Below are 22,846 nucleotides of genomic sequence, written 5' to 3' on the forward strand. Positions count from 1 at the left end.
ATCGCTCAAGGACATCATCTGGGTTTGTCGCGGCGGACGCAAGGTTCGGTGGGCCGTGGATTGGTTGGTTTTCTGTAGCTTCGGGCCTAAGTGCCGTGGTCGAATGAGGTTCGCAGCGCGGTCTGGTAGGCGTCGTAGACGCGGTGGAAGACGGCGTCCCAACTGCAGGTGAGGGCGTAGGCGCGGGCGTTTTCTCGCATTCGGTGGAGGAGGGAAGGGTCTTTTGCGAGAGTGGCGATGGCGGAGGTGAAGCCCTCGTCGGGGGCGATGAAGCCGGTTTCGCCTTGCTGGACGATGTACTTTGGACCGCCTCCTGGGGTGACGATGGCGGGAACGCCGCTGGCGAGGGCTTCGAGGACGACGTTGCCGAAGGTGTCGGTGTGGGATGGGAAGACGAGGAGGTCCATGTTGGCGTAGGCGGTGGAGAGGGCTTCGCCGCGAAGGACGCCGGCGAACTCCGCTTTGGCGGCGGGAAGCGCGGCGCGGAGGGAGGCTTCTTCGCTGCCGTGGCCGATGATGAGGAACTGGACGTCGTGGATGCCGAGGTCGGCGAGTTGCCGCTCGAGGAGGGGCAGGAGAGCGACGTTTTTCTCGATGGAGAGGCGGCCTACGTAGCCCAGGACTAGCTTTCCCGAGGAGGTGGGACGGGTGCGGCGGGCGGGGGAGAAGAGGGCGGTGTCTACGCCGCGCTGCATGAGGTGGCAGGGACGATGCGTGGCGTGTTCGAGGAGGTCGCAGAGCTCGCGGTTGGGGGCGAAGAGGACCTTGGCGAGGCGGTAGAGATGGGCGGTGGTCCAGAGGGTTGCGGATTCGACGCGGGCTTCGGCGAGGGAGGCCTGGCGGGCGGGAAGGCGGGAGGTGAGCCAACTCAGGCGGCGCGCGGCGTACTCGTGGACGTTGGTGTGCCAGGAGGCGGCGAGGGGAACGCCAAGCTCGGAGGCGAACCAGGCTCCGAGGAGGCCGAGCTCGCTGGGTCCGGTGATGTGGATGATGTCGGGCTTGAAGCGGATGAGCTCGCGTTCGACGCGAGTGAGGTGGCGGCCGAAGAGGGGGTCGAAGGCGAGGTCTTTTTCGATGCCGACGGAGGCGAAGCCGCGGGGGAGCTCGAGGGTCTGGACGGTGCTGGCGGGGTCGGGTTGGGGGTTGGTCTTGCCGGCGCGGACGCAGAGGAAGGGGAGGCGGTGGCGCTGGGCGTAGGCGACGAAGTTGCGGCTGGTGTGGGCTACGCCGTTGACCTCGTGGAAGGAGTCGGGGAAGTAGGCTACGCGGGGCGGACGCGCGGGGGCGCGGCGGGTGAGTTCCGGCTCCGGGTTGGTGGTCCCCTCCTGCAATGCTCTTCCTTTCTGGGGGGTGCCCCCCCTTGCCTGTATCCAACCCGTTTGGTTTGAGCGAGATAGCGGCTTGGTGGGCCGCTAAGTTCGTCCAAACAAATGGGTTACGTCCAAATATGCGCAAGCAAATGGCTTGTCTTAGCAAACAACTTGCCTTAGCAAACGGCTTGTCTTAGAAAACAACTTAGGCCCGGCTGATTGGGCCGGGCCTGCTGCTTTGTTGCTGAGACGTGCTCGGTTTGGGCATGTCTTTTCGACTCTTCTATGTTTCTTATCCTGTAGTTCTATTGTATGGGATCGACCAAAACTAAAGTGCCACTTTCGCTGAAGTTTTATGTGGATCTAAGTGGTTCATAGGGAATGAGTTGTTGGATGGGGGCGAATTATTTTCGGCGAAGAGGGCTTGACAAGAAATTCATGAGAATTTGAGTGTTGGCCTTGCCGAGCGTTGGCTCTCTCCAGGAAGTTCGTCGTTGGGGTGGAGGCGGCGATAGGCCGAGCCTTTGGCCCTCTATTTCTTGGATCCCTCCTGATCGGGGTTTCGCACCCAGGCTGGTATGGAGCGGACCTTCGGCCCTTTCCGTCATGAGCACTCTCTGACACCGGGAATTTGCTTCTGTCGTAAATACTCTCTTGCGTCGGGGGAGTTTGTTCTAGCGGCGAACTTCGGCGACGACGGGTACGGGGGCCTGGCGCAAGGTGGTGAGCATGGCTTCGCATCCTGCGCAGCAGGGTTTAGCTCTTGCGATGTACCAACGACCCAGAGCTGGAAATTGACCGAAGAGTGCCAGACGCCAGTCGTTTGCTATGCCTAGTAGAAGTTGCGAGACCCCTCGGAAGCGATAGACGTTCCAGGACAGGATGCCGTTATAGAGGATCTCTCGTACACGCGTCTTGATGAAGTAGGAGAGTTTCAGGCTCCCCTTTACAGGATGTAACTGAGCGAAGAACATTTTCGAGAACAGATAGTGCCTTATCCGCTTCCATCCCGTACGAATCTCCCAGGCGTGAAAGACCTGAGCATCGGGGACGAATTTGATAAGGGTCTTTCGCTCCATGAGGCGTTCTCTGAAGTCGACGTCTTCCATGGCTGGGAAGCGGAATCTCTCCTCAAAGCCGCCGAGGCTCATGAAGGTACTGCGCAGAATGGCGAGGTTGCAGGACCAAAGGTATCCTCCGGTCTCGTTGACCGGGCATTCTTCCGCATGGGATGTCCTGGTGCCGATGGCTGTGATTCTGCCCTCGAATACGGAGACGTTGGGGTTCTCGTTCCACTCCCTAACGTAAGAACTGAGAAGAGTTGGAGAGGCGATGCAGTCGTCGTCGAGGAAGAGGAGCAGGTCTCCGGTTGTCGACCTGGCTCCGTTGTTCCTGTTGGAGGAGGGTCCTCTCTGCGGGCCACGGAGGTACCGTACCCAAGGATAGAGTTGCTGGATCTGCGCGGTGTCATCCCGCTTACCGTCATCCGAGGTGACTACGTCGATTTCGTAGAGGGGGGATTCTTTCTGTAGCGCCAAGCTATCCAGTAATGGAAAGAGGGTGTTCAGACGATTGCACGTTGGGATGATGATAGAGATGGTCGAACGCTGCGTCACGCGGAATCTCCCTTACGACAACTTCTACAATCTTTCAGATTTAAGGGTTTGTATAAGTGAGAGTTATTCGCAGTTATAAAAATGTTTCTAATAGGAAGTCTCTCGTTTCAGCGAGGCCTACTCCCCCTAAATGGGAGAGTAACTAGTCCTTAAGGCTAACTTATCCAACTTTATAAGTAAAGGTTTATCGCGAGGTGAATTTACTCCTATTTTTCAGGATGGTCGTAGTTATTTCATTGTTCTGAATGGCCTATGTATTTGGATCCAAATCGACTGCAAGAGAGCGTCTACGGTCCTTTCGACAGTTATAAGGGAATAGGAACTAGATAAGGGATCACACGTTTGTGTGATGCAACTTAAATTTCTCAATGATAATTTTGTAAGTTCGTGAGTTAGGGTCAGACCTTGAGGACGTTCTGTTCGACGGTTTGCTCTGCTTTGCGCTCTCTACGGAATCCCTCAAAGGTGATGACCGATTGCACGAGCAACGCAGCCGTATTGACCCAGATCCCCATGGCTAACACGCCTGCCGAAGTCGAGAGCGGCAAGAAGAAGATGCAGCTCAACTGAGTTCCGAAGACCACGACTACCTGTATTGTTCCTGTCCACCAGAAGACCCATTTGCGCGCTGAGTTCATGGACCACATTGCGCCTGAGACGTAGCCGATGGAGGAGGACAGGACGACGTATAGAACTTCGAGTCTCAGGCCGTGGTATTTAGGCCCCAGGACGAAGAGATACATCTCGGGGAAGAGTTTGGCAGAGATGCTCAGTACGAATGCGACCGATGTCACGAGGAACAGCGCGAAGAAGTATCGCTTGCGAAGGGTTCTAGATGGACTCTTGGCTATCTGAGGCGCTAGCAGGATGGAGTTGGCGATGTTCAATAAGAGGAAGAGTTGTCCTAGCCTTCCTAGTGCGGCTACTTCGGCTACTTCCTTCAGGTGTCCATAGGCCGCGATCAGGAAGAGCGATATCTGCGCTTGAAAGGCCATGTAGATGGTCGCGGGGAGGAGAGGCAGGAGATACTTTGCCATCTCAAGCACCGTGTCGGTGGGCTTGTCCACCGGCAAGGTAATCAGCTCGCGCGACTTATAGCGGTAGTTGATGCCAATGAGGATGATGCTGATGGTGCTGACCCAGACGGCGGTAACTGCGGAGAGTAAGTGGAAGTAGAAGAGCCCCAGGGAGATACAGAGTCGAAAGACCGCACCTAGAAGCTGCGGGAGGTAGTAGTCCTTGAGCTTGCCGTGCAGGAGTAAGGGGGCGTCGAAGTAAGCTGTCCAGCCCTGGAACTGCAAGGCTACAAGGATGGCTGCCGCTAAGAGAACCAGCTCGGGTACGGGGAGTCCGCGTAGTTTGTTGCTGTAGAAGATGAGGAGGAGGCCACCTAGAGTTACGACGATGAGGAGGCGCTTCCGGATGAGGCTGGCTGCGGCGATGTACCGGCCCAGGATCTCGCGGTCTCCGAAGCGGGTTCCGGTGAGGGCGATGACCGCCCCTCCGAAGCCGAGGTCGGTGAACATTCCCATGGTCGACTGAATGCCGAAGGCGAGGGAGTAGGCGGCGTAGTCCGAGGTGGGCATCAGCCGCAGGAGGAGCAGGCCTGTGGCGGCGTTGAGAACCTGGATCGCTGCCTGGCCGCCGAGAAACTGAGTGAGCAGCTTGAAGACTCTTCTAAGTCTTGAGTCGGAGCTCACTGCGGCTCCTTGGTTGGTGAAGGTATTTTCAGGGTCGGTAGTTCTGTCTCGTCCGCGGGTACTGTGCCGATGGGTCTGGCTGGGTTTCCGACGACGATGGTGCGTGGGGCTACATTTTTGGTCACTACGGCTCCGGCTCCTATGATTGCGCCCTCTCCTATTGAGATGCCGGGGAGGACGATCGCGCCGGTTCCCAACCAGACGTCCGCGCCGATATTAATGGGGATGTTGATCATGCGGCTGCGAGCGGAGACGGCCTGGGAGTGGGTGGTGGAGGTGAGGGAGCAGGAGGCGGAGATCATGGTTCGAGGACCGATGGTGATGTTTCCTCCGGCGAAGAGGTGGCAGAGGTTGTTGATCTCGACGTCGTCGCCGAGATGAAGCCCACTTTTGCCGAGGATCACGACGGTAGGTGCGATGGAGACGCGCTGCCCGCAGGAGCCGAGCTGGCTTTTCAGGTACTTATCCTGCCGGTTCCAGTACTCGCGTATAAGACGATTGGCGACCCGGGCGATAAGGTGGTGGCTCAATGCGGATTCCTCAACAAGCTGGCGATGGCCGTCTGCTGGATAGGAGCGGCGATCTGCGAGCGTTGTGATGGCATTTCATGCCAAAGGGTTAAGAAAGTGGACAGACCCTTAAGCTATCACGCTGACTCCCGCGTGGGGCTGGGTCAGGACTTTGGGGAGTAGAAGGTGTAGATGGCGGAGTAAGGAATGCGGGAGGTTGCGTTGGCGTGCTGGGCGTCGCAGCCGCTGGTGGGAGCCGCTCCGCCGTGCGTGTAGGAGCGGCGGATGAATTCGACGTTTGACATGAGTCCGTCTCCCTGGTGGGAGGCGGCTTTGAGGAGGAGCCAGGGGATGGCGTTGGGCTCGTCGGAGGGGAACTGTGTGACGAGCTGGCCGGTGACGGAGCTGGCGTCCTGGTATCGCCAGGTGGGGCCGTTGCCGTGGGTGCCTTCCTCTTTTTCCGCGGCGTCGGCGTCGTAGAGGCGGGCATCGGGAGCTACGAACTGCCATTGCCAGTGGCCTTCTACCTGGTGGCAGGCGTAGATCTGCGTTCCTTTGCCGAGCAGGGTGAGGACGGAGTGCTCGTTGGGTGGGGGAGAGGTGGCTTCCTCCGCGGTTACGGCGGATGCTGGATGGGGGGAGGCGAAGCTTAGGAGGGTTGCGATGATGATTGGAAGAACGGGGCGCCACATGATCCGCATGGTAGCGGACTTAACGGAATGCGAGATGAATTATTCCTTTCGGAGAGGATTTTTTGAGATTTATTTTGGCGGGAGGGTGCGGGTGGAGCGAAGTCGCTGAATCTACGTACCTCCCGTTATAGAAGGGGTACTCCCGGTGGTTTGTGTTGATCCAGTGGAGGTTTCGCGCCGATAAGCCTTACCAAGGATACCTATGCCGGTCGAAGCGATTGTCTCTCCTGTTGTGTCTGCCGATTCGTCTTTGTATTCCTCTACGCGATTTGTCGGGCGTCAGCCGATTCTGGACCTGCAACAGGCGGTGCATGGGTATGAGCTGCTGTTTCGGACGAGTCTGGAGAACAGCTTTTCGGGGGACTCGGATAACGCGACGCGGCAGATGATCGACAATGTGCTGTTGTTGGGGATGGATACGATCGCGCCGGGGAGCCGGGCGTTTGTGAACTGTACGCGTGAGGCGATTACGGAGGAGCTGATTACGTTTCTGCCGCCGGAGGTGACGGTGGTGGAGGTGCTGGAGACGGTGGAGGTGGACGAGGAGCTGGTGGGCGCCTGCGTCAAGCTGAAGAAGATGGGCTACCAGATCGCTCTGGACGACTATGTGCCGGGGGGTGGGAGCGACCGGCTGATCGAGCTGGCGAACTACGTCAAGCTGGATTACAGGGCTTGCGGGCCAGAGCAACTGCGGCAGATTCAACGCTATCTGGAGGGCGCGGAGGTGGCGCTGGTGGCGGAGAAGGTGGAGACGGCGGAGGAGTTCGAGCGGGCGCGGGATGCGGGGTATCTGTACTTCCAAGGGTATTTTTTTGCGCGGCCGACGATTTTGCATAGCCGCGAGATTCCGCCGAACCTGGTGATTTATATGCAGCTCCTGAGTGCGATCAGCCGGCCGCAGATGGATCTGCGGGAGATCGAACGGCTGGTGATGGCGGAGACTTCGCTCTGCTACAGGGTGCTGCGGGTGGTGAATTCGGTGGCGGTGGGGCTGCGCTATGAGGTGACTTCGGTGCGGCAGGCGCTGCTGCTGCTGGGGGAGGATCCGCTGCGGAGGCTGCTCTCGATTGCGACGGCTACGAGTCTGTGGAAGCGGTACAACGTGTCGTCGGAGCTGATTCTGCTGGCGCTGCAGCGGGCGCGGTTTTGCGAGCTGCTGGCTCCGCTGTGCGGGCAGCCGGGAGGGGAGCAGTATCTGATTGGGTTGATCTCGGTGGTGGATGCGATTTTGCAGGTTCCGATGGAGCAGGTGTTGAAGATGCTGCCGCTACGGGGAGAGGCGGCGGGGGTGTTGTTGGGGCAGGATGGTCCGGCGGGGGCGTCTTTGAAGCTCATCCAGGCGTATGAGCGGCAGGATTGGAGGAGCTGCGGGTTGATCTGCAGGAGGCTGCATCTGTCGGAGGCGGAGCTTATGAGGATGTACGTGGTCGCGCTGCAGTGGGCGACGAAGGAGATTCGCGACGCAGGGCTTTAGAGGCTGGCTTGGCTATTGGGTCGCCTGGCTTCGAGTGGCTTGGCGAGTTGTGCCGATGGAGGTGGATGGGGTTCGTTCGATCTCGGCGGGGTGTTTTCCGTTTCGCTCGCGCGGATCGAGCTCTTCGACGCTGCCGTACCAGCGGATGATCTCGCCGGAGGGACCGAAGCGCGGGGAGCCGCGGGAGCGCATCCAACGCCACTCGCCGTCGATGGTGAGGGCGCGGTACTCGATGTCGATGGGCTTGCCGGTGCGGAGGGCATCGCTGAGGGTAGCCATGACTTTGTCGTGGTCGTCGGCGTGGAGGGGCTCGAGCCAGCCGAGGTTGCGGACGGGGTTTTCGGTGAGGCTGGCGGAGGCGACCCAGCGCGTGCCTCCGTGGAGGCTGTTGCCGTCGGCGTCCATGATCCAGGGGACGAGGTCGCGGAACTCGACGGATTGGAGCTGGCGCTCGTCGCTCTCGCGGAGGGAGGCCTCGGTGCGCTTGATGTCGGTGACGTCGGCTACGGCGACGGAGATGCCGATGACCTCATTGGCCTCGTCGAGGACGGGCTGGTAGGAGAGCTGGGCGGTCCAGTCGAGCTTTCCGAGGGTTGAGGCTCTTCGCTGGACTTCGATTTTGAGGAATGCCTCTCCGGCTAGGGCGCGACGGAGGTAGGGCTCGACGGTGGGGAAGAGCTCGGGCATCATCTGCTGGGCGGTTCTGCCCATGTGGGCGGCGACGGAGGCTCCGTTCATCTCAGCGAGGCGCTTGTTGATGCTGACGTAGCGGAGGCCGCAGTCGAGGAAGCAGAGGCCGACGGGTGCGCCGTCGTAGATGGCCTGGAGCTGCGCGAGGCGCTGCACGGGGAGGGCTTCGAGGCTGGAGGGGGTCCAGCCGTCGACGGGCGCGGGCAAGGTTGCGGCGGTGGCGCGGTCGGGTGCGGCGACGATAACGGCGAGCTGGCTGGCGGGGGAGGGTCTGCCGTAGAGCCATCCCTGGCCGAGCTCGCATCCGAGCCAGAGGAGCATGTCGGCTTGCTCTTCGGTCTCGATGCCTTCGGCGATGGTGGTGAGGCCGAGGCTGTGTCCGAGGCCGACGGTAGAGGCGACGATCTTGCGGCTCTCGCGGGTATCGGTCATGGAGCTGATGAAGGTGCGATCGATCTTGAGCTCATCGAAGGGAAGGGCCTGGAGGTGGGAGAGGCTGGAGTAGCCGGTTCCGAAGTCGTCGAGGGAGAGGCGGCAGCCCATGGCTTTGAACTCCAAGGCGATGATCCGGGCGCAGTCGATGTTGTGGAGGAGGGCGGTCTCGGTGACCTCTATCTTGAGGCGTGCGAGGGGGAAGCCGGCTGCCTCTGCCGCGAGGCGCACCTGGGTGGGGAGTTCGAGGTTCTGGAGCTGCGAGGGGGAGACGTTGAAGGAGAGGGTGAGGGGCGCGGGCAGAAGCGATGCGGAGAGAAAGGCCTGCCTGAGGACCTGGTGCATCAGGAGCTCGATGAGTCCGTTGTTCTCGGCGAGGCTGATGAAGTTGGGAGGAAGGACGGGGCCGATCTGGGGATGATTCCAACGTGCGAGGATCTCGAAGCCGGATAGCCGACCGGTGCGGAGCTCGACGATGGGCTGGAAACAAGGGACTAGCTTTTCGGTTTCCAGTACACGACGTACATCGGCCAACTCGACGAGCATGTGGTCAATGTATGGCGAAACACAGAATGTGTCTATGTAATAACAGTTTTATGAGCGTCGTAGGAGCTAGAATCCGCAGCCTTTTCCGGAACGAGGACGGATGCCGGGTGTTGGTGTGAATCAGGCGTCTAGTTTAGCGAGGGTGGCGCGCATGTCGGCGGAGTCGTTCCAGGCGATGCGGAGGCCGCCGGAGACAGGGGCTTCGCCGAGGAGACGAACGACGGCGAGGATGGCGGAGATCATGACCGGGGCTTTGGAGACCTCGTTCTTATCTTTGGTCCAGAGGCCGGATAGCTGGCGAATGTTGCCGTCGGTGTCGGGGTGGAAGACGCGCTCGTCCCAGCGCCGGGAGCCTTCAGGGAAGGCGGGATAGTTGCGAATGGCGTCGAGGGTGGACTGGAGAATGCGGTGCTTCCAGGGCTGAGCGTACTGCGGCATGAAGAGGACGTGGCTGCGGCGCTCGCGGCGAATCTCATGGACGAAGCCGGTGAAGGTATCGGCGTGGGTGAGGTTGAGGTTGGCGTTGGGCTCGATGCCGTGGCGGTCGCCGCCGGAGATGATGAGCTGGTTCCACTTGCCGGCGAGGACGGCTACCTCGTGGTTCTCTTTCCAGTTGCGCAGGCCGTTGAGCTCGAGGGCGTGGATGTATTGTCCGTTGACGGCGAGGAAGTCGTTGACGAGGACGTCGTGGAGATCTTTGCCGATGCGATAGAGATCCCAGAGGGGGTGGTTGAAGATGAGGAGGACGCCGGGGATCTCGTCGAGCTCACAGAGCATCTCGGTGAGGAGCTTGGGGGCGCGATCCTTGTAGGGGATGGCGGTGAAGGCCTCGAGGCGATCCATCCACTCCTGCCCGGTGGCGCTGGGAAGGTTGTGGATGCCGAGGTGGAAGGCGGTGGAGCCGAAGGGGACGCTCCACTCGACCGAGACGGGAATGTGGCGTGCCGACGGGACGGAGCGGAGGAGCAGGGGCGCCTGGATGGAGTCGTGGTCGGTGATGGAGACCATGCCGGGGAGCTGGAGGCCGTTCTCGATCTGCTCGCGCTCGAGGTCGAAGGCGAGGCGGGGGGTGAGGGGCGGGGTCCAGAAGCTGCGAGCGTAGTCGGGCTTGATGCCGCTGAAGCGGACGGAGCGCCGCTCGCACCAGCGGATGATGGGCTGGAGGAGGGGGATGTCGGTGGAGAGCTCGGCGATGAAGTCGAGGGTCTCTTTGGATTGCGAGGTGTGGGAGTGGAGGGAGACGCCGGTGGTGAAGCCTTTGGGGGCGTTCGGTTCGCGCCAAAGGTAGGAGATGCTGGTCTGGTTGGTGGCGATGGTTTGGCGGGTCATGCTTTTTCCCTCCGGTTCCCTAATGTAAAGAGTCTGGGGTGGGAAGGTTACGGAGGGGTGACTGCACAGAGAATGGTGCTTGAATTTGAAGGATTTGATTACTGTTTTGGTGCTGGAATGGGAATGGATGGTGTCACGGTGATCCTTGATGGAAGGCGTAACGGTGATTCTTGGGATAAAGGCTGATAAGAGCTGACGGTTGTTTGTGGTGCTTGTTGGTGCTTGTTGGTGCTTGTTGATTGCTGGTTTGGCTCGGGGTTGTTGTTGGTGCTTGGGCGGTGTTTTGGGTTGGTCTTCTTTTTCTTTTTTCTTTTTTTCTGGTTAGGCTTGGGCCAGGGCGGCGAGGGTTTTTTCCATCGTGGTGGGGTTGTCTACGTGGAGGGTGTGGAGGGTGGAGTCGTGGTGGAGGATCTTGGGGTTGAGGCCGGAGAGGACTTTGCCGGGGCCTACTTCGATGAAGAAGGTGGGGGCTTGGGTGAGGAGGAGCTCGATGCACTCGACCCAGCGGACAGGGGCGGTGACCTGGCGGATGAGGGTGTCGCGGGCGTCTGAGTCGCGCGAGACGAAGCGGGCATCGGCGTTGGAGGCTACAGGGATCCGCGGATCGGCGAAGCGGACGCCTTCGAGCTCGACCATGAGGGACTTTTGGGCGGGGGCCATCAAGGCGCAGTGGAAGGGCGCGGAGACGGCGAGCAGGATCGCTTTCCGGGCGCCGGCGGCTTTGCAGAGATCGATGGCGCGGTGGACGGCGGGATCGGAGCCGGAGATGACGGTCTGCGAGGGGGAGTTGAGGTTGGCGGGGGAGACGGTGGATTGGTTGATGATGTCGCGGTGAAGGCGGGAGTCGATCTCGGCGAGGGAGATGGCGTCGGGCGGGGTGGACTCGACGAGCTCAAGCTCGAGGCGAAGCTCGTCGGAGGCGCGGGCGCAGAGCTCGGTGACTTGTTCGGGGGGAAGACCGAGGATGGCTGCCATGGCTCCCTGACCGGCGGGGACGGCTTCCTGCATGAAGCGGCCACGGGCGCGGACGGTGCGGACGGCGTCGGCGAAGGTGAGGGTTCCGGCTACGACGTGGGCGGAGTACTCGCCGAGGGAGTGGCCGGCGGCCATGGCGGGGGTGAGACCGTGTTCGGCGAGGACGCGAGCGGCGGCGATGGAGACGGTGAGGATCGCGGGCTGGGTGTGCTCGGTGAGCTTGAGGAGGTCGTCGGGGCCGTCGAAGATGATTTTGGAGAGTGCGAAGCCGAGGGCTTCGTCGGCTTCGTCAAAGATGGCCTTGGCGGTAGGGAAGGCGTCGTAGAAGGCGCGGCCCATGCCGACGGACTGTGAACCCTGGCCCGGAAAGAGGAAAGCTACTTTATTCATTGTCTCTATCGTAAATGACGGGGTTGCAGAAATAAGCCTCTGCGGTCCTAACGCTAGGTACGGATGGAGTTGAGGTGAGTAAGGAGGGCGATGGAGGCGACGTTTTCGTGGTTCATGCAGAACTCGCGGCGGGCTTCGGCGTGGAACTTGAAGAAGGGGAGAGAGGAGAGTTTGCCGGGAAACATCCAGTCGTGAGGCTCGAGGATGATGAGGGGGAACTGGCTGCAGGCGGTGAGATCGCCGGAGAAGAGGGACTCTTCCGCGCCCTCGATATCGACCTTGAGGAGGAAGGGGGTGTAGCGGGAGGAGGGCTTGCCGGCGAGGATGGTGGCGAGGGAGAGCATCTGGATGGCGATGCCTTCTTCGCGGTCGGTGGTGCGGTAGCCCATGTCGCTGCCGCAGGGTTTGAGGAAGGCGTGGCCGTCGTGGGGGCCGATTCCGGCTTCGCGGATGTCGACGTCGAGACCTACGGCGTTCTCGCGAAGGATGACGACGTTGTCCGGTGAGGGCTCGATGGCGACGATATGAGATTCAGGGTAGCGCGCGGAGAACCAGGCGACGCTGGTGCCAATGTTGGCTCCGCAGTCGACGATCAGGGGCTGACGTCCGGAGGCGACGATGTCCTGATAGAGGCGATCGATGTTGGCTCCGTGGACTCCGGTGGGCATGTCGTACTGGCGCTGGACGAAGCACTGCTGGATGGCCAGGGCGTCGGCCTCGCTCCAACGGCGGTATCGGATGGAGAGGCGACGGTCTCCGCAACGAACTTTGGCTACGCGGCGGGTGGTGGGGATTCCAGGATTGGCGGTGCGACGCAGGAGAGTGACGAAGGGCCGGGCCAAAAGATATGCGGTTCGACCAAATGGATTCGCGACGACGCGATTGACGTCTATGGGCATGCAGAGCCTCATCGAGTAGATTCAACTCGATCTTGAAACTTTCCTGCCAAACGCAAGAATATGACTGCTCTGTATGGCAGCCATTAAAGCACAAGAGAGCCTCGCGAGGCGTGAATCTCGTGAAGGAGCGTGATTTAGGCGGGTGGGATTTGAGGCTGGGCTAGATGCCGAGGCCGAAGTCTACGTCCTGCTCGTCGCCGGAGTGGGCGTAGAAGTCGTAGGGGGTGCGGCGATTGAATTTATAGCGGAGGCGAAGTTCGCGGCCCACGAAGAGTCCTAGAGCCACGGCTCCTAGGCCTGCCGAGATCCAGCCCACGGTCTTGAAGAGGGTGGACTCTTCGTCCGTAAGGGGGGCTTCGGCCTGGGGGGATTCTTCCTTTGCAGCGGAGCCGAAGATTCGGGATGTGGAGCGAAACTTCATGGTTGGATGATAGCTCAGGTTCATGTTGAAGGTCACATCCCCCGTTCGGGGTAGAGACCGGACTTCGTGGTGATACGAGGCCAGTTGCCTGCCTTCTTGGTGGGTTGGATGCAGTCTTTGGGGAAAAGGGAGCGTACTTAATTTCATTCCTAAAAAGGTGCCTAAAGCTGCAATGGATGGTCTGGTGAGGTGTTCGGTTAAAGGTGTTTAGGTGACGTCGACGTTTTGGAATCCGAGGCTGTAGAGGAGGGTGGTGACGGTGGCGCGGGCGTTTTTGCGGGCGACGTCGAGGATTCCGTCGGCGAGGGCGGCCTGCTGGAGCTGCTGCTGGGCGCGGAGGCGGGTGTCGGACTCGAGGTTCTGGTCGACGGGGACGAGGAGGCCGGTGGAGCGCGCGTAGACGCGGGTGTGCTGGTTGTCGAGGGTGGTGACGAAGAGCTGGGAGGTGGGCAGGGTGACGTGGATGGAGCGGGAGCCGTTGGAGTCGGAGATGCGGACGTCCTCGGGCTTGAGCTGGGAGAGGTCGATTCCAGCGATGGACTGGCCGTGGACGACGAGGAGGAGGCGGTCTCCGGCGAGCAGGTCGGGGAGGATGGGGCTGGATTTGCTGCCCTCGACGACGGTGTCGAGGGAGTAGACGACGGTCTCGAGGCGGTTGAGGCGCTGGATCTTTTGGACGACGGCGGGGACGGAGGTGTCGAAGGTGACGGGCCGGCCTGTGATGACGGCGGCGACGCGGGCGAGGATGCCGCTGGTCGCCTGGCGCACGAAGACGCCCATGGCGGCTGCTCCGAGGAGGAGGGCGAGCAGGAAGGCGACGAAGGTTCCGGAGGAGGAGCGGCCGGAGGAGTATTGGGTGGTCATGTGTGGCGTTCCCTCGCTGATGGCTCTTAGCTTGCTGCAAGTGTATGCCGTGATTGGGGTATTGAGACGGCGTGGCGTCTAATAGGATGCAGGTGGCTCCTCTGGAGTCCGGGTAGTGGGTGTGGAACGCGACGAAATGAGGAGTTGCCAGGATGAATCAGGTTCGCAAGGTATCGATTACGGTGACGTTGGTGGTGTTGGTTCTGTGCTTGATCGGGAGCTTTATGACCCGGGGCGTGATGGAGCATATGCCCTTCCTGCATGGGCGGAGCAGTGCGACGGTCTCGCATGGAATTGTGGACCAGAGACCGTGGCAGACGGCGCAGACGCTGGCGTCGCTGGCGGTGTCGGCGGAGGAACGGGAGTTTGCGCGGGAGGCCGAGCGGCTGGCGGATCATGAGGTGGACCAGACGTTCGCGCAGTCGCTGCGGCAGGCGAGCGCGGAGACACGGCAGTTGAAGGGCGAGGCGCTGGCGTTGCAGCAGAGGGTCAACGATCTTCAGGAGACGGTGAAGGAAGATCAGGCGCGGGTGACGGCGCTGACGGCGAAGGCGAGTGCGGTGGCGGGTCCGGCGGGCGCACAGGCGGCGGCGAGCGCGGTGGGGGACGATCTGGATGTAGCGAAGGCGCAGTTGGGGCTGGACCAGAATGAACTGTCGGACTCGATGGAGGATCTGGCCCGGAAGAGTGGAGACCAGCGTGGGAAGATTCAGGAGGAGCTGTCGGCGCGCGAGGCGGCGATGAAGAAGTACGACGCGCAGACGGCGGCGGGGGATGGGCAGACGGCGGTGGTCTCGGCGGGGAAGTATAGGACGTTGGCGGGGCAGATCGCGGCGTGGTGGGCTCAGCGTAGCCGGATGGATCTGATCGATCAGGCGGAGCAGTTGGCGCGGGCGGATGTCGCTGCGCTTACGGCGGATCATGCGAGGCTCGAGGACGCAGCGAAGGCGGCGGAGGATACTGCCAGTGCGGCGAATGCGGCGGGGGAGTCGAAGTCGTCGCGGGTGAAGGAGCTGCAGGGGCTGGCGTCGCAACGGAACATTCTGAGCATTCTGGATGACAGGCTTGGGGCGCAGCAGCAGTTGGCGGCGCTGTACCTGCGGTGGGGCGATCAGGTGGAGCTGCAGCACAAGATTGTGGTTCACCTGATGTTGCAGGCTTTGACGACCATTGCGGTGATTGTGCTGCTGACGATCCTGGCTGGGTGGGGTCTGCAGGTGGCTTTGGATCGCGTCTCGCGGGACCGGCGGCAGAAGGCGACGCTGCGGACGATTCTGAATCTGGGGACGCAGTTGATCGGGCTGCTGCTGGTGCTGCTGGTGGTCTTCGGAAGTCCGGAGCAGATGCCGACGATCTTGGGGTTGGCTACGGCGGGGTTGACGGTGGTATTTCAGGACTTCATTCTGGCGTTCTGCGGGTGGTTTGTGTTGATGGGAAAGAATGGGATTCGGGTAGGAGACTGGGTGGAGATCGATGGGGTCGGGGGTGAGGTGGTGGAGGTTGGGTTGTTCCGGACGTGGCTGCTGGAGACGGGGAACTGGACGGCGAATGGGCATCCGACGGGGCGGCGAGTCTCGTTTCTGAATGGGTTTGGAATCAAGGGCAAGTACTTCAACTTCTCTACGGCTGGGCAGTGGATGTGGGATGAGATCAAGATGAATATTCCTCCGGGGGAGCAGACGTATCCGTTGATCGAGAAGATCCGCGAGGCGACCATCAAGGCGACGGAGGAGGATGCGAAGATGGCGGAGCAGGAGTGGAAGCGGGTGACGCACGAGGAGGGATCGCCGCAGTTCAGCGCGACTCCTTCGGTGGATATGCGGCCGGCGGGCTCGGGCGTGGATATTGTGGTGCGGTATGTGACTCGGGCTGGAGTGCGGCTGGAGACCCGGAACAAGCTGTATGGGGCGGTGGTGAAGCTGATGCAGGACCCGTCTGGAGTGGTCGAGGCTGGGAATGCTCCTGCGCCTGCTGCCTCGTAGTATTTTTTGAGCGGCGATAATGTGAGGGATGATCTTCGCGTTCGCAGTGGTGAGTTTTGGGATTTGGTTGTGGCTTCTGGCCGGGCATGGTGGTTTCTGGAGGTCTGGCCCGGTGCTTGGGGTGGCGACGCCAGTGGTGCGGCGGTTGAAGGTGACGGCGGTGGTTCCGGCGCGGAATGAGGCCGAACATGTAGTGGAGATGCTGCGGTCTCTGCTGGCGCAGAGGTTCGATGGCGATCTGCGGGTGGTGTTGGTGGACGACAACAGCACCGATGGGACTGGGGAGCTGGCGCGTGAGTTGGCGGCAGGGGATGCGCGGCTGCGGGTTGTGTCCGGAGAGCCGCTGAAGGCTGGATGGTCGGGGAAGATGTGGACTGTGTCGCAGGGGTTGCGGCAGGCGGAGGCGCTGGAGGCGGATTACGTGCTGCTGGCAGATGCGGACATTGTGCATGGCCCCGGGCATGTGGAGCTGCTGCTGTCGAAGGCCGAGCGGGAGGGGCTGGGGCTGGTGTCGGAGATGGTGCGGCTGCGGTGCGAGGGCTTTGCGGAGCGGGCGACGATTCCGGCGTTCGTGTTCTTCTTCCAGATGCTTTATCCGTTTCGCTGGGTGAACGATAAGAGTCGAGCTACGGCTGCGGCGGCGGGAGGTACGATGCTGGTCTCGCGGGAGGCGCTGGATCGGGTGGGAGGTGTGGATAGGATTCGGGGGGCGTTGATCGACGATGTGGCGCTGGCGCGGGAGATCAAGCGGGAGGGCTATGGGATCTGGCTGGGACATGCGGAGGAGACGTGGAGCGGGCGGCGGTATGCGGACTTCGGAGAGGTGTGGGAGATGATTGCGCGGACGGCGTATGTGCAGCTTGGGTATTCGCCGTGGATGCTGCTGGGGACTTGCGTGGGGATGATGGTGATCTATGTGGAGCCGGTGTTGGCGAGCTTGTTTAGATCGGGGGCGGTGCGGGGGCTTGGAGTGATCTGCTGGATGATGATGGCGGCTGCGTTTCAACCTACACTGCGACGGTATCGGCGGTCTCCGCTTTGGGGTTTGGCGCTTCCGGCGATTGCGTTGTTTTATACGGCGGCGACTGTGGGGTCGGCGGTGCGGTCTTACCGGGGGCAGGGTGGGCGGTGGAAGGATCGGGTCTATCCGGCTGGGATTTGAACGCTATCGAGGCTCAGACTGCGATTGAGCTACGAACAGTTCTCTTGTTGCTACGCAGTGATGAAGGAAGCAGAGAGGGCAACTTCCCGAGCGCTGATCCTGTCGGCACTCGGGAGGTTGTTCGCTTACGTCGCCAGCCATTCCAAACGCCGGGGCTTCCACCCGAGGACTCGCTTCGCCTTCGTATTTGAGGCTCCACTTAGCTTCGTCGCGTAGTAGACCGCATCTTCCCCTGCGATTGCTGTCATCTCTGCTTCGCTAAGATGCGTGGGCTGTGGAGCACCCAGAAACTTTGCAAACGCAGGCAGCCATACGCTCTGCGGCAACGGGTCATCATCTACGAGGTTGTAGATGCCGGGCTCCGCTGTCAGCGCCGCGACTGTTACGACTGCTGCATCGTTGATATGCACAAACGACCACACGCCCTCGCCTTGACCCACCACCGGATTCTGTTGCCGCATGACCATGTTGGCTGCCGCTTCGCCGGGGTGGTACCAGGTCTTCGGTCCATAAAAAAATCCATACCGTAGAGCCACACCCTCAATTGCACTGGAGCTGAACAGCCGCGTCTCCAGCTCGGTATAGGTCCGAGCATTGGCCGCTACACTCGGACTCGCATTTATATCCAATGGAGACGATTCATCCGCTAGTGTTCCTTTTGCCGGCTTCAAAAAGAATCCGCTCGACTGCTGCAGATAGCGCCGCACACCACTGGCGATTGCCGCACGAAGCAAATTTACTCCGCCCTCAAGCCTTAGCCGTGTGTCGCGCTCCGCGTACTTTGGCATATCGCTCTGCTCCTTTGGGAGCGAGGTCAATTCATCTATCAAGACCTCCGCCTTTGCCTGCCGTAGAGCAGCCTCCACTGCTGCTGCATCGAGCGCGTCCGCGATGATTGCGGTGGCTCCCTGGCTCTCCAGGTTCTTCGCCCGCGTCTCGCTGGTTGTCATTCCCACTACGGAGTGTCCCTGCTTCAACAGTTCCGCGATGAGCGGTTCTCCGATCGCTCCACTTGCCCCTGCAACAAATACACGCATTGCCCTCTCCTCTTCAACGCATCGATTCCTAACCGAATGTTCCTAGGAACATGATACGAGCGTCAGCAGGCTGAGTAGGCTGCAATCCGAATTGCCAATCTTCGGATCTGACAAAGATTGGCTAGCGGACGTTGAGTCGTCGACTGCGCGTCGTTTACTTTTTCGGAACGGAGATGGTGATGTTGCGGTAGGCGATGACGCCGTGGTGATCTCCCTGCAGATAGAACGGTCCGGGCTCGGCCTCATTGCTGTCGAGAGCACCTCCGGTCGGGCCGGGAATCTCGACGTTGTCGTGGTAGACCTTGCCGTCGCGCAAGACTGTCACATGTCTGCCGACCAGGGTGACGTCGAAGGTGGTCCATCTTCCGAGACCGAGCTCTGAGCCCGCTGGCGGCGGATAGTGGCTATAGATCGCGCCCATCTCATGCGATGGGATCTTGCCGCCTTCGGTGCCCACCTGCAACTCGTAGCGGCCACGCAGATAGATGCCGCTGTTGCCACCCTCCGGACAGTTCACTTCGATATGTAGTTTGAAGTCCTGGAACTTTTCCGTGGTCATGATGTTGGCAGCGCCGTGGCCTCGTTGTCCGGGGACTTCGGGATTGTCATTCACCAGCTCGCCGTTGCGGGCGACCCATTTGTTGTTGTCGACGTTTCCTATCGGCTCCCAACCTTTGAGATCCTTGCCGTCGAAGAGGGGTGAGGGTTTGGTCCACTTGGTCGGCGTTGGCCGATCGAGCGAAGGCGCTTTCACGCCAGTGAGCATCGGGCCTCCGGCGTCACCGTGTATCTCGACGCCGGTTAGCTTGCCTGGGCTGGGGGAGGTGAGCTCCCAGTTCGTTGCTGAGTTGGTTCCTGAACCGGGGGCGGCCTCCGCCACAGTCACGATCAGTTTGCCCGACTCCATGTGGGCGCCTGTGATCGGATGCCATGCGCCGCCCCTGGGCTGAACGCGGCCTTCAATCTTGCCGCCGTTCTCCGTGAGCTCTATCCATTGCGGATACGGTTTGCCGGTGGCGGGAGTAACCGTTATGTCCCAACGACCGAGGAACTCCTTGGTGTCTTGCGCGGAGGCTGTAGAGGCGAGCGCGGCCGCCAGGATAGAGGCAAACAGAGTCTTAATTTTCACGGGTTTGAGTGTAACGTCTTTCGGCCTACCCATGTCACCTATTCTTCGCGGACTCGTCACGCTGACGGTCATTGCTCTTTGCTCTCTTATCAGAGAGACATGGCTATTCCACTTTATGTGTCAATCTGCAGTTCTTCCTGGGAAGAAACAACCGTAGGTTTGAAGCTTTCGTAGGAGAGTTGTTCTAGTCTCCTGGCGGCTTCGATGTCGGTGGGAATTTCGTTAACAAATTTTCGGAAAATATGAGTAAGGAGGAGCGCACCTTTGCGCCGGAGATATATCCATGTTTGGTGCTTAAGGAGCACTAAAACATGCGTGAATCAAGAAGTGTTTGGCGAGTTCTCCGGACTTTAACCTCATCCTGCATTCCAACGCTGTTCTTTCTGCTCTTTGTGTTGGCATCGTCATCGACGATGGCATCCGCACAGACGGGGTATACGGGAGTCTTTGTTGGCGGACCGCTTTATAAGCATCTGCAGAATAGCGTTACGGAGATACAAAACTCCGGGTTTACAGAGGTGATTGTCTGGAGCGTTGAGGTCGACTCCAAAGGAGATCTCAACTTCAACGGCGAGTTCCCATTAACTTCGAATGGAGTTTATGTGGGAGGCCAAACCTTTCCAAGTTTTGTATCCGATCTGGCGACCTTGAAACAAGGCACCGTGCAGAGAATCACTTTCAGCATTGGCTCCTCTAACGTAGGGGACTGGCAGGATGTGGAGGCTTTGGTTCGCGCACAAGGGACTGGCTCGAGCAGTATTTTGTACCGTGATTTTCAAGCTCTGAAAGCTGCGATTCCTTCGCTGGATGCTGTGGACTTCGACGATGAAAACAACCAGGACCCAGCTTCTACCGTTGCCTTTGCTGTCATGCTGGGTAAGCTTGGCTATCATGTGATGCCGGACCCTTTTGACAACAGTAGCTATTGGACGTCGGTGGTCTCGCAGATCAACAGTCAACTGCCCGGGACGGTGGATGGAGTTCATCTGCAGACCTATGCGGGTGGCTCGGGCAATAGTCCGTGCTCGAACTGGGACTTCGGAGGTGTTCCTGTATTTCCGGGGCTCTGGGATCAGAACGACAGTCCGAGCCAGGTGCAGAGCACGATGACCGCATGGAATCGTCAGTGTGGGATCACGGGTGGGTTTCTATGGCTTTATGACGACATCGTAGGCAAGAACGAGGCGTCGCAATATGCCAGCGCAATGAATACTGCGGTGGGTGGAGGCGGTGCAATTGGAATTGGCACTCCTGTCGATTTAGGGTCTGCGTTCAACAGGATTGGGATCTATACCGATGGAAGCGTGTTCGCGAGCAACGGAGGGTTGGATGGGGTTGGCTTTGCTTACTCCTTCGACCAACTGGGCTCGTCGCAGGTGTGGAACGAAACTACTTTTACATTGGGCCAGCCCAACTTGCCCAATGACGTGAGTGCCAACGGTCAAACCATTGCTTTGCCTGCGGGCAATTTTTCCGCTCTGCGGATGTTGGCTACAGGGGTAGAAGGCAACCAGTCTCAGCAGACTTTCACGGTGACCTACTCGGATGGAACGAGAAAGGCATTCCGTCAAAGCGTAAGCGATTGGGCTACTCCGCAGAATTTTTCGGGAGAATCAGTCGCTGTGAGCATGCCCGCACGCTTGGCAGCCTTTGGATCCGTGCAATCTGGCACGTTTGACTTGTATGGCTATTCTTTTTCTTTGGATAGCTCGAGGACTGTGTCCACCATTACGCTGCCCATTAATTCGAACGTAGAAGTTCTGGCGATTACAGTGGTGCCTTGATTCTTGCTGTGTTGTTAAAAATTTATGCCTGCAATCTCGAACTTCGCGAGAGATTGCAGGCATGAATTTTTTGTTTGTTGGCGGTGCTGCGTTAGGGATGGATGCGGATTTCTTCCTCGCTGGAGGAGGTGCTCTCCTGTGTCGTCAGGCGGTTCTGGTAGCTGGCGGCGATGAAGGCGTGGAAGAGTGGGTGGGGCTCGAGGGGCTTGGACTTGAACTCGGGGTGGAACTGGCAGCCGAGGAAGAAGGGGTGGCCGGGGATCTCGACGATCTCGACGTAGGTGGCGTCGGGGGTGGTTCCGGTGAGGCGCAGGCCGGCTCCGACGAGGACGGCTTCGTACTCGCGGTTGAACTCGTAGCGGTGGCGGTGACGCTCGGAGATCTCGGTGGTGCCGTAGGAGAGGGCGGCGAGGGAGTCGGGCTCCATGACGCAGGTCCAGGCTCCGAGGCGCATGGTTCCGCCCATTTCTTCGACGCCGGTGAGCTCGCGAAGCTTGTAGATGATGCGGTGGGGGGTGCCGGGGTCGAACTCGCCGGAGTTGGCGTCCTTGAGTCCGCAGACGTTGCGGGCGTACTCGATGCAGGCGGTCTGCATGCCGAGGCAGATGCCGAAGTAGGGGGTGCCGGTCTCGCGGGCGTAGCGGATGGCGTTGAGCATGCCTTCGATGCCGCGCTTGCCGAAGCCGCCGGGGACAAGGATACCGTCCATGCCTTCGAGCTGGCTGACGAAGTCGTTAGTGTTGCGGCCTTCTGCGTCCTTGGTCTCGAGGCCTTCGGCTTCGATCCAGGTGACCTTCAGCTTGAGGTTGTGGGCGAGGGCTCCGTGGACGAGAGCTTCCTTGAGGGACTTGTATGAGTCTTCGTACTCGACGTACTTGCCGACGATGCCGATGGAGACCTCGTCACGGGGGTTGTAGGCGCGATGGACGAGATCCTTCCACAGAGTGAGGTCGGGGGTATCGGTCTCCAAGCGGAGGTACTTGAGGGCGAGGGTGTCGACGCCTTCAGCGGAGAAGGTGAGGGGGACTTCGTAGATGCTGGCGACGTCGCGGGCGGCGATGACGGCCTGCTCCTCTACGTTGCAGAAGAGGGCGATCTTGGCGCGCATCTCGCGGGGGACGTGGCGGTCGGAGCGGCAGAGGAGGATGTCGGGCTGGATTCCGATGGAGAGCATCTCCTTGACGGAGTGCTGGGTGGGCTTGGTCTTGAGCTCCTGGGCGGCGGCGATCCAAGGGATGAGGGTGACGTGGACGAAGACGGTGTTGTCGCGGCCGAGGTCCTGGCGCATCTGGCGGATGGCTTCGAGGAAGGGCAGGGACTCGATGTCGCCAACAGTGCCGCCGATCTCGACGATGGCGACGTCGCAGTCCTGGGCGACCTTGCGCATGGCGTTCTTGATCTCGTTAGTGACGTGGGGGATGACCTGGACGGTCTTTCCCAGGTAGTCGCCGCGCCGCTCCTTAGTGATGATCTGCTCGTAGATACGCCCGGTGGTGAGGTTGTTGTCGCGGGTGAGGCGGGCGTGGGTGAAGCGCTCGTAGTGGCCGAGGTCGAGGTCGGTCTCGGCGCCGTCGTCGGTGACGAAGACCTCGCCGTGCTGAAAGGGCGACATGGTGCCGGGGTCGACGTTGAGGTATGGATCGAATTTCATAAGGTTGACGCGGAGTCCGCGTGCCTCGAGCAGGCAGCCGATGGAGGCTGCGGCGAGCCCTTTGCCGAGTGAAGACACGACTCCGCCAGTTACAAAGATGTACTTTGCAGACATGTCCGCGACCTCTTTAGTTGGGTTTTAAATTTGTGCAGGATGGGCACGGTTAAGTATCGCAGGGTCTGGCGCGGGAGGCAATGATGGATTTTTAGATCGTGATTTTTATAGGGAAAAGCGTAAGGTGAAGTCAGATTTTG

The 22,846-nt window shown here is 60.3% G+C and carries 18 protein-coding genes; 4 read left to right on the forward strand and 14 right to left on the reverse strand.

Annotated elements, in window-relative coordinates; genetic code table 11:
• Window positions 1-86: 86 nt before the first annotated feature.
• The 5 genes from HB393_RS12510 to HB393_RS12530 form a co-directional block, all read right to left on the reverse strand.
• Entirely contained in the window at window positions 87-1,331 is a 1,245-nt protein-coding gene (locus HB393_RS12510) for a glycosyltransferase (RefSeq protein WP_213805517.1), read from the reverse strand.
• 653 nt (window positions 1,332-1,984) lie between these two features.
• Entirely contained in the window at window positions 1,985-2,926 is a 942-nt protein-coding gene (locus tag HB393_RS12515) for a glycosyltransferase (RefSeq protein WP_213805518.1), read from the reverse strand.
• A 398-nt stretch (window positions 2,927-3,324) separates the two neighbouring features.
• Window positions 3,325-4,626, reverse strand: coding sequence for a hypothetical protein (locus tag HB393_RS12520; RefSeq protein WP_213805519.1), 1,302 nt, complete (start codon window positions 4,624-4,626; stop codon window positions 3,325-3,327).
• Complete coding sequence (locus HB393_RS12525) at window positions 4,623-5,156, reverse strand: DapH/DapD/GlmU-related protein (RefSeq protein WP_213805520.1); 534 nt, start codon at window positions 5,154-5,156, stop codon at window positions 4,623-4,625. Before HB393_RS12525 ends, HB393_RS12520 begins: the two co-directional genes overlap by 4 nt.
• 143 nt (window positions 5,157-5,299) lie before the next feature.
• The gene (locus HB393_RS12530; RefSeq protein WP_255551042.1) at window positions 5,300-5,836 is read right to left on the reverse strand and encodes a DUF3455 domain-containing protein; all 537 of its coding nucleotides are present in this window, start codon (window positions 5,834-5,836) and stop codon (window positions 5,300-5,302) included.
• Window positions 5,837-6,029: 193 nt separating this feature from the next.
• Here HB393_RS12530 and HB393_RS12535 point away from each other — a divergent pair, with 193 nt between their 5' ends.
• Entirely contained in the window at window positions 6,030-7,301 is a 1,272-nt protein-coding gene (locus tag HB393_RS12535) for an HDOD domain-containing protein (protein WP_213805521.1), read from the forward strand.
• Between the two features lie 12 nt (window positions 7,302-7,313).
• On the opposite strand, the gene HB393_RS12540 is transcribed toward HB393_RS12535, so the two are convergent.
• The 6 genes from HB393_RS12540 to HB393_RS12565 all read right to left on the reverse strand — a co-directional run bounded on the left by HB393_RS12540 (window position 7,314) and on the right by HB393_RS12565 (window position 13,847).
• Complete coding sequence (locus HB393_RS12540; RefSeq protein ID WP_213805522.1) at window positions 7,314-8,969, reverse strand: EAL domain-containing protein; 1,656 nt, start codon at window positions 8,967-8,969, stop codon at window positions 7,314-7,316.
• A gap of 120 nt (window positions 8,970-9,089) precedes the next feature.
• The gene (locus HB393_RS12545; protein WP_213805523.1) at window positions 9,090-10,298 is read right to left on the reverse strand and encodes a hypothetical protein; all 1,209 of its coding nucleotides are present in this window, start codon (window positions 10,296-10,298) and stop codon (window positions 9,090-9,092) included.
• A 321-nt stretch (window positions 10,299-10,619) separates the two neighbouring features.
• Window positions 10,620-11,663, reverse strand: a complete 1,044-nt coding sequence (locus HB393_RS12550; protein WP_213805524.1) for an ACP S-malonyltransferase — start codon at window positions 11,661-11,663, stop codon at window positions 10,620-10,622.
• Between the two features lie 53 nt (window positions 11,664-11,716).
• On the reverse strand, window positions 11,717-12,562 hold the full coding sequence (locus tag HB393_RS12555; RefSeq protein ID WP_213805525.1) for an FkbM family methyltransferase: 846 nt from the start codon (window positions 12,560-12,562) through the stop codon (window positions 11,717-11,719).
• 160 nt (window positions 12,563-12,722) lie between these two features.
• The gene (locus HB393_RS12560; protein WP_255551043.1) at window positions 12,723-13,007 is read right to left on the reverse strand and encodes a hypothetical protein; all 285 of its coding nucleotides are present in this window, start codon (window positions 13,005-13,007) and stop codon (window positions 12,723-12,725) included.
• A gap of 183 nt (window positions 13,008-13,190) precedes the next feature.
• A complete protein-coding gene (locus tag HB393_RS12565) occupies window positions 13,191-13,847 on the reverse strand; it encodes a DUF4230 domain-containing protein (RefSeq protein ID WP_213805526.1) in 657 nt (218 codons plus the stop codon).
• A 152-nt stretch (window positions 13,848-13,999) separates the two neighbouring features.
• On the opposite strand from HB393_RS12565, the gene HB393_RS12570 reads away from it, so the two are divergent.
• Window positions 14,000-15,829: a mechanosensitive ion channel family protein gene (locus tag HB393_RS12570; protein ID WP_213805527.1), complete on the forward strand. Its 1,830-nt coding sequence runs from the start codon at window positions 14,000-14,002 to the stop codon at window positions 15,827-15,829.
• Window positions 15,830-15,857: 28 nt separating this feature from the next.
• Window positions 15,858-16,991: a glycosyltransferase gene (locus HB393_RS12575; RefSeq protein WP_213805528.1), complete on the forward strand. Its 1,134-nt coding sequence runs from the start codon at window positions 15,858-15,860 to the stop codon at window positions 16,989-16,991.
• A 125-nt stretch (window positions 16,992-17,116) separates the two neighbouring features.
• On the opposite strand, the gene HB393_RS12580 is transcribed toward HB393_RS12575, so the two are convergent.
• Window positions 17,117-18,028 (reverse strand): NAD(P)-dependent oxidoreductase, encoded by a 912-nt coding sequence (locus HB393_RS12580; protein WP_213805529.1) that lies wholly within the window; start codon window positions 18,026-18,028, stop codon window positions 17,117-17,119.
• Between the two features lie 154 nt (window positions 18,029-18,182).
• Window positions 18,183-19,157 carry a family 16 glycoside hydrolase gene (locus tag HB393_RS12585; protein WP_213805530.1) on the reverse strand — a complete coding sequence of 325 codons (975 nt, stop codon included), beginning with the start codon at window positions 19,155-19,157 and terminating at the stop codon, window positions 18,183-18,185.
• A gap of 311 nt (window positions 19,158-19,468) precedes the next feature.
• Here HB393_RS12585 and HB393_RS12590 point away from each other — a divergent pair, with 311 nt between their 5' ends.
• On the forward strand, window positions 19,469-20,941 hold the full coding sequence (locus tag HB393_RS12590) for a hypothetical protein (protein WP_213805531.1): 1,473 nt from the start codon (window positions 19,469-19,471) through the stop codon (window positions 20,939-20,941).
• Between the two features lie 91 nt (window positions 20,942-21,032).
• Here the strand turns inward: HB393_RS12590 and HB393_RS12595 are convergent, their stop codons facing one another.
• Window positions 21,033-22,706 carry a CTP synthase gene (locus HB393_RS12595; RefSeq protein ID WP_213805532.1) on the reverse strand — a complete coding sequence of 558 codons (1,674 nt, stop codon included), beginning with the start codon at window positions 22,704-22,706 and terminating at the stop codon, window positions 21,033-21,035.
• Window positions 22,707-22,846 lie beyond the last annotated feature (140 nt).

The sequence above is a fragment of the Granulicella sp. dw_53 genome (assembly GCF_018449545.1).
In the GTDB taxonomy this organism is placed as follows: Bacteria; Acidobacteriota; Terriglobia; order Terriglobales; family Acidobacteriaceae; genus Edaphobacter.